Source organism: Streptomyces sp. WAC05292, assembly GCF_003949955.1.
Taxonomy (GTDB): domain Bacteria; phylum Actinomycetota; class Actinomycetes; order Streptomycetales; family Streptomycetaceae; genus Streptomyces; species Streptomyces globosus.
The window spans coordinates 1-6840 of sequence record NZ_RPSE01000350.1 but is presented as its reverse complement, the minus strand read 5'-3'; the positions used below and the strand labels follow the sequence as shown (position 1 = coordinate 6840).

At 73.6% G+C, this 6840-nt stretch carries 5 protein-coding genes; 2 read left to right on the top strand and 3 right to left on the bottom strand.

Features of this window, described 5'->3' with window-relative positions:
* Nucleotides 1–167 precede the first annotated feature (167 nt).
* The gene (gene paaK, locus EF903_RS26335; RefSeq protein ID WP_125547241.1) at nt 168–1469 is read left to right on the top strand and encodes a phenylacetate--CoA ligase PaaK; all 1302 of its coding nucleotides are present in this window, start codon (nt 168–170) and stop codon (nt 1467–1469) included.
* Between the two features lie 135 nt (nt 1470–1604).
* The gene (locus EF903_RS26330; protein WP_125547243.1) at nt 1605–2384 is read left to right on the top strand and encodes a YhjD/YihY/BrkB family envelope integrity protein; all 780 of its coding nucleotides are present in this window, start codon (nt 1605–1607) and stop codon (nt 2382–2384) included.
* A 52-nt stretch (nt 2385–2436) separates the two neighbouring features.
* Here EF903_RS26330 and EF903_RS26325 read toward each other — a convergent pair whose 3' ends face one another.
* The 3 genes from EF903_RS26325 to EF903_RS26315 all read right to left on the bottom strand — a co-directional run.
* Complete coding sequence (locus tag EF903_RS26325; RefSeq protein ID WP_125547239.1) at nt 2437–3987, bottom strand: fatty acyl-CoA synthetase; 1551 nt, start codon at nt 3985–3987, stop codon at nt 2437–2439.
* 51 nt (nt 3988–4038) lie between these two features.
* Nucleotides 4039–5142, bottom strand: a complete 1104-nt coding sequence (locus EF903_RS26320; RefSeq protein ID WP_125547237.1) for a calcium:proton antiporter — start codon at nt 5140–5142, stop codon at nt 4039–4041.
* Between the two features lie 184 nt (nt 5143–5326).
* A partial coding sequence (locus EF903_RS26315; protein ID WP_125547235.1) for an acyl-CoA synthetase occupies nt 5327–6840 on the bottom strand: 1514 nt, incomplete at its 5' end.

Sequence of the window (6840 nt, the reverse complement as noted above, 5' to 3'; positions counted from 1 at the left end):
GGGTGACGGGGCAAGCGCGTACACCGCCTCGGCCCGGACCCCCGTAGGGGCCTCGGACCCGCCCCCGTGGTGCGATCACTCGTTCGAGTCATTGCCTTCGGTCACCGGAGTCGGGCAATCTACCGAATGATCGGTCGGTTCCACGGCTCACGACGGGGTGAGGGCAGATGGCGATGCACGAGGACTTGCGGGACGAGGGCGAGCGGCTCGGCGCGGCGGAGTTGGCCGCGCTCCAGTCGGAGCGGCTGCGCACCACCCTGCGCCGGGCGTACGAGCGGGTGCCGTTCTACCGGCAGGCCTTCGACAAGGCGGGCGTGCACCCGGACGACTGCCGCTCCCTCGCGGACCTGGCGCGCTTCCCGTTCACCACGAAGGCGGACCTGCGCGACCAGTACCCGTTCGGGATGTTCGCGGTGCCGCGCGGCGAGGTGCGCCGCATCCACGCCTCCAGCGGCACGACGGGCCGGCCGACGGTGGTCGGGTACAGCGAGCGGGACCTCTCCACCTGGGCGGATGTCGTGGCCCGTTCGATACGCGCGGCCGGCGGCCGCCCGGGCCAGATCGTGCACGTGGCGTACGGGTACGGCCTGTTCACGGGCGGGCTCGGGGCGCACTACGGCGCGGAGCGGCTGGGCTGCACCGTGGTGCCCGCGTCCGGCGGGATGACGGACCGCCAAGTGCGCCTGATCCAGGACTTCCGGCCGGAGGTCGTCATGGTGACCCCCTCCTACATGCTGACGCTGATCGACGAGATGGAGCGGCAGGGCATCGACCCGCGGTCCACTTCGCTGCGGACGGGCATCTTCGGGGCCGAGCCGTGGACGGAGGCCATGCGGCGGGAGATCGAGGACCGGCTGGGCATCGACGCCGTGGACATCTACGGCCTGTCGGAGGTGATCGGCCCGGGCGTGGCGCAGGAGTTCGCCGAGACCAAGGACGGCCTGCACGTGTGGGAGGACCACTTCTACCCGGAGGTGGTGGACCCGCTGACGGGTGAGCCGCTGCCGGAGGGGGAGCCGGGGGAGCTGGTGTTCACGTCGCTGACGAAGGAGGCCATGCCGGTCGTCCGCTACCGCACGCGCGACCTGACCCGGCTGCTGCCGGGCACGGCCCGGCCGGCGTTCCGGCGCATGGAGCGGGTGACCGGCCGCAGCGACGACATGATCATCCTGCGCGGTGTGAACCTGTACCCGACGCAGATCGAGGAGATCCTGCTGCGGATGCCGGGCCTGGCCCCGCACTTCCAGCTGCGGCTGACGCGGGAAGGCCGGCTGGACGTACTGACGGTGCGGGTGGAGGCGCGCCGGGAGGCGGGCGCCCGCCTGCGGGAGGAATCGGCGGCCGCCGTCGTCCGGGCGGTCAAGGAGGGCATCGGGGTGACGGTGGAGGTGGAGGTCGTCGACCCGGAGACGCTGGAGCGGTCGGTGGGGAAGATCAGACGGGTGGCGGACCTGCGCGGCGACCGGTGACGGTCAGGTCCGGCGGGCGCGCGGGCGGAGGCACCCGTTCGGTCCTACTTCGGCCGGGCGTCCGGGAGCCCCCGGGCCCGTCCGGGTAGTCCATGAGGCGTGACCCACACGCTCCGACGGCTCCACGACCGGATCATGGCCTCCCACATCGGGCTGGCCTGGAGCCGGGGCCGGGAGATGGAGCTGATGCACCGGGCCATGGGCTTCGCCGCCCTGGGGTTCCTGACCCTGGTGCCGCTGCTGGTCGTCGTGGCGGCGGCCGCGCCCGGCTCCGGCTCCGGCTTCGGGCGCTGGCTGGGGCAGGCCCTCGGAGTGAGCGTGTCCTCGCGGGCCCGTGTGGAGATGCTTTTCGGCGCGGCCGACCTGGCGCTGGAGCGGACGACCGCGTTCGGCCTCGCGGCCCTCGCGGTGTTCGGGCTCACCTTCGGCTGGGCCGTGCAGCGGGGTTACGAGAAGGTGTGGGACCTGCCGACGGCCCGCTGGCACACCATGTGGCGGCACGTCGTGTGGCTCGCCCTGCTCGTCGGGTACCTCGCCCTGCTCGTCGGGATGCCCACCGCGCAGGGCGCCACCGCCGCCCTCACCGCGGCGGGTGACCTCGCCGGAACCTGCCTGTTCTTCTGGGGTTCCCAGCGGCTGCTGCTGGGCGGGCGGGTCCGCTGGCGGGCCCTGCTGCCCGGAGCGGTGGCGACCAGCCTCGGGCTGCTGGGCCTGCGGATCTTCTCCCAGCTGGTGTTCTCCCCGCTGATCGCCTCCAACGCCGTCACGTACGGGCCGTTCGGCACCCTGCTGGTCGTCCAGTCCTGGCTCGTGGGCGTCGGGTTCGTCGTCTTCGGCGGCGGCCTGGTGGGCCGGTTGGCCCACGAGCAGCTGACCCGCCGCCGCCTCGGCCACACACACCGGCCGATCGACTGACCGCACACCGCCCGCCGCGGCCGCGCCTCGGCAGGGGGAGCGAGGCGGGAGGTCAGCGGTCGCCGGAGGGGGCGTACCGGTCGCGGAGTTCGCGCTTGAGGATCTTGCCGCTGGCGTTGCGGGGCAGGGCCTGCGCGAACAGGACCCGTTTGGGCGCCTTGAAGTGGGCCAGCCGCTCGCGGGCCCACGCGAGCAGCTCCGCCTCCGTCACGTCCCCGCGGGGCACCACGACGGCGGTGACCGCCTCGATCCACCGCGGGTCCGGCAGCCCCACGACCGCCGCCTCCGCCACCGCGGGGTGGGTGTAGAGGACGTCCTCGACCTGCCGGGAGGCGACGAGCACGCCTCCCGAGTTGATGACGTCCTTGACCCGGTCGACGACGGTGAAGTACCCCTCCGCGTCACGTACGGCCAGGTCACCGGAGCGGAACCAGCCGTCCCGGAACGCCTGCCGGGAGGCTTCGGGGTCGTTCCAGTACCCCCGGCAGAGCTGCGGGGAGCGGTAGACGACCTCTCCGGCCGTGCCGTCGGGGACGTCCGCGCCGTGCTCGTCGACGACCTTGGCCCGGACGTGCTTGACCGGTTTGCCGCACGACGCCATGCGCCCGTCGTGCTCGTCGGGTGCGAGCACCGTGGCCAGCGGACCGATCTCGCTCTGCCCGAAGCAGTTGTAGAAGCCGAGGCGGGGCAGGCGGGCCCGCAGCCGCTCCAGGACGGGCACCGGCATGACCGAGGCGCCGTAGTAGGCCTTGCGCAGGGCGCTCAGGTCGCGCCGCTCGAACTCCGGGTGGTTCGCGAAGCCGATCCACACCGTCGGCGGCGCGAAGAAGCTGTCCGCGCGCCCGGCCTCGACCAGCGCGAAGACCGCCTCGGGCACGGGGGCGTCCAGGATCGTGTTGCGGGCGCCCACCGCCAGGGAGGGCAGCAGGAAGACGTGCATCTGCGCCGAGTGGTACAGCGGCAGCGAGTGCACCGGCAGGTCCGCCGGGTCGAGGTCCAGCGCTTCGATCGCGCTCTCGTACGCGTGCGCGAGTGCCCGGTGCGTCATCACCGCGCCCTTGGGCAGGGCGGTGGTGCCGGAGGTGTACAGCAGCTGCACGACGGCGTCCGGGTCGCCCGCCGCCTCGAAGGGCTGCGGGTGGGACAGTGCGTCGAGGAAGGAGCCGGGGGCGTCCCGCAGCGGCCGCACGGCGCGTGCGCCGGGGATCCGGCCGGCCAGGTCCGGGTCGGCGAGGACGAGCGAGGCGGTGCAGTCGTCGAGGATGTGCGCCAGGTCGGCGCCGGTGAGGTTCTGGTTGACCGGGACGTGCACGAGGCCCGCCCGGGCGCAGGAGAGGAAGGCGACCAGGTAGGCGTCGCAGTTGTGGGCGAAGGCCGCGACCCGGTCGCCCGGCGCGAGCCCGTACCGGCCGCGCAGGACGGCGGCGCCGGTGGTGACGGCCGCGTCGAGTGCCGCGTAGGTCCAGGTCCGGTCGCGGTAGCGGACCGCCTCGCGATCGGGGAAGCGGCGGGCGGCGGCGCGCACCAGCCCGTCGACGGTGTGGTCGCGCACCGGCAGCGCGCCGTGCGGGGCTGCGCCGTGTTCCTCGCGTGCAGCGGTCATGCGACCGATCGTGACACAACGTCAGCCGCGGTGCACCGGTGCGGTGCGCGGTCAGGGGCTGACGGCGAGGAAGAGGTAGGCGGCCAGGAGGACCAGGTGGACGCCGCCCTGGAGGAGCGTCGCCCTGCCGGGCACGATGGTGAGGGCGCCGACGACGACCGTCAGGGCGAGCAGGACCATGTGGACCGCGCCGAGGCCGAGGAGCAGCGGCCCCGACAGCCACAGCGACGCCAGCGCGATCGCCGGGATGGTCAGGCCGATGCTGGCGAGGGCGGAGCCGTACGCGAGGTTGAGGCTGGTCTGGACGCGGTCGCGGCGCGCCGCCCGCACGGCGGCGAGCGTCTCGGGGAGCAGGACGAGCAGGGCGATGACGACGCCGACGACGGCCTGCGGCATCCCGGCCTTGGCGACGCCGGCCTCGATGGCGGGCGAGACGGCCTTGGCGTCGCCGACGACCGCGGCCAGCGCGACGACGAGCAGGCCGAGGCTGAACAGGGCAGCGGGCGTGGTGGGCGGTGCGGCGTGGCCCTCGTCACCGCCGCCGTCGGGGTCGGCGGTGACGGGGAGGAAGTAGTCGCGGTGGCGGACGGTCTGGACGGCGATGAACAGCCCGTACAGGGCGAGGGAGGCCACGGCGGCGAAGATGAGCTGCGCGGCCGAGAACTCCGGGCCGGGCTTGCTGGTGGTGAAGGTGGGCAGGACGAGGCTGAGGGTGGCGAGGGTCGCGACCGTGGCGAGGGCGGCGCCCGACCCCTCCGCGTTGAAGACGGCGACGCGGTTGCGGAGCGCGCCGACGAGCAGGGACAGGCCTGCGATGCCGTTGCAGGTGATCATGACGGCCGCGAAGACGGTGTCCCGGGCGAGGGAAGCGGTCTTGTCGCCGCCGTCGGCCATCAGGGTGACGACGAGGGCCACTTCGATGACGGTGACGGCGACGGCGAGGACGAGGGACCCGAAGGGCTCGCCCACCCGGTGGGCGACGACCTCCGCGTGGTGCACGGCTGCGAGCACCGCCCCCGCCAGGCACAGCGCGACGAGGACCACCACGGCGCCGGGCAGCTCCCGCCCCCAGCTGAACGCCAGGGCGATGACCGCGGCGACGGGCACCAGAACGGTCCAGTCGAGGAGGGGAAACTTGCGGGCTGCCGAACTCATACCCCAAAACTGCCATGCCAGGACCTTCCGCAAGGAAAGGCACGAACGTTTCGAGGCAAGGGAAACACCCTGATTCCCGGCACCGCCCCTTGCGGCCCTCGAACGCCCGCCGCACGCCCCGCGCCCACCGGACGCGCCGGATGGCGCGCCGTCCCGATGCCCGGCGGGGCGGTCGGCGCGGTGGTCACAGCGGGCGGTCGCGGCCCTGCCAGTACGGGGCGCGCAGGTGGCGCTTGTAGAGCTTGCCGTTGGGGTCGCGGGGCATTTCCGCGGTGAAGTCGACGGTCCTGGGGCGTTTGAAGGCCGCCAGCCGGCCCGCGCAGTGGGCGAGGATGTCGGCCGCGAGCGCCTCCCCCGGCTCGTGCCCTTCGGCGGGCTCGACGACCGCTTTGACCTCCTCGCCCCAGTCGGCGTGCGGGATGCCGAAGGCGGCGGCGTCGGCAACGGCCGGGTGGGACAGCAGGACGGACTCGATCTCGGCGGGGTAGATGTTGACCCCGCCCGAGATGATCAAGTCGATCTTGCGGTCGCGGAGGAACAGGAAGCCGTCCTCGTCGAGCACGCCGAGGTCCCCGACGGTGAAGAAGTCGCCGATGCGGTTCCCGCGGGTCTTCTCCTCGTCCCCGTGGTAGCTGAACCCGCCGGTGCTCATCTTCATGTAGACGGTGCCGAGCCGCCCCGGCGGCAGCCGGTTGCCGTCGTCGTCGAAGACGGCGAGCTCGCTGATGGGCCAGGCCCTGCCGACCGTACCGGGCTTCTTCAGCCAGTCCTCGGCCGTGGCGAACGCGCCGCCGCCCTCGCTGGCCGCGTAGTACTCCTCCACGCAGTGGCCCCACCACTCGATCATGGCCCGCTTGACGTGGTCGGGGCAGGGCGCGGCGCCGTGGACGGCATGCCGCATGGAGCTCACGTCGTACGCCGAGCGGACCTCCTCCGGGAGGGCGAGGAGGCGGTGGAACTGGGTGGGGACCATGTGGGTGTGGGTGCAGCGGTGGGTTTGGATCAGGCGGAGCATCTCCTGCGGCGTCCACTTGTCCATCAGCACCAGCGGGTGCCCGATGTGCAGGGAGGCGCCGGCGAACTGGAGGACGGCCGTGTGGTAGAGGGGCGAGCACACGAGGTGGACGTTGCCGTCGAAGGGGCGGATCCCGAAGATGCCGAGGAAGCCGCCGAGGTGGGCCTCCTCCGGCGCCCGTCCGGGCAGGGGGCGGCGGATGCCGCGGGGGCGGCCGGTGGTGCCGGAGGTGTAGTTCATGACCCAGCCGAGGGTGCGGTCGGCGGGGGGTGTCGGGGGGTGGCCGTCGAGGAGTTCGGCGTACGGGCGGAAGCCGGGCACCGCCCCGACGGCGTAGCGGTGGCTCGCGGGCAGGCCGGCCTCGTCGGCGGCGGCCGCGGCGGCGTCCGCGAAGCGCTCGTGGGCGAGGAGGACCTTGGCGCCGGAGTCGGCGGTGATGTGGGCGATCTCGGGGCCGACGAGGTGGTGGTTGACGGGGACGAGGTAGAAGCCGGCCTGGGAGGCGGCGAGGTAGGCGGTGAGGAACTCGGGGCCGTTCGGCAGGACGGCGGCGAAGGCGTCGCCGCGTGCGAGGCCGGCGGCGCGCAGGCCGTGGACGAGCCGGTTGGCGTCCGCGTGGAGCCGGCCGGCGGTCCACTCCTCGCCGCCGGGGGCGACCAGGACGGTGCGCGCGGGGTCGGCCG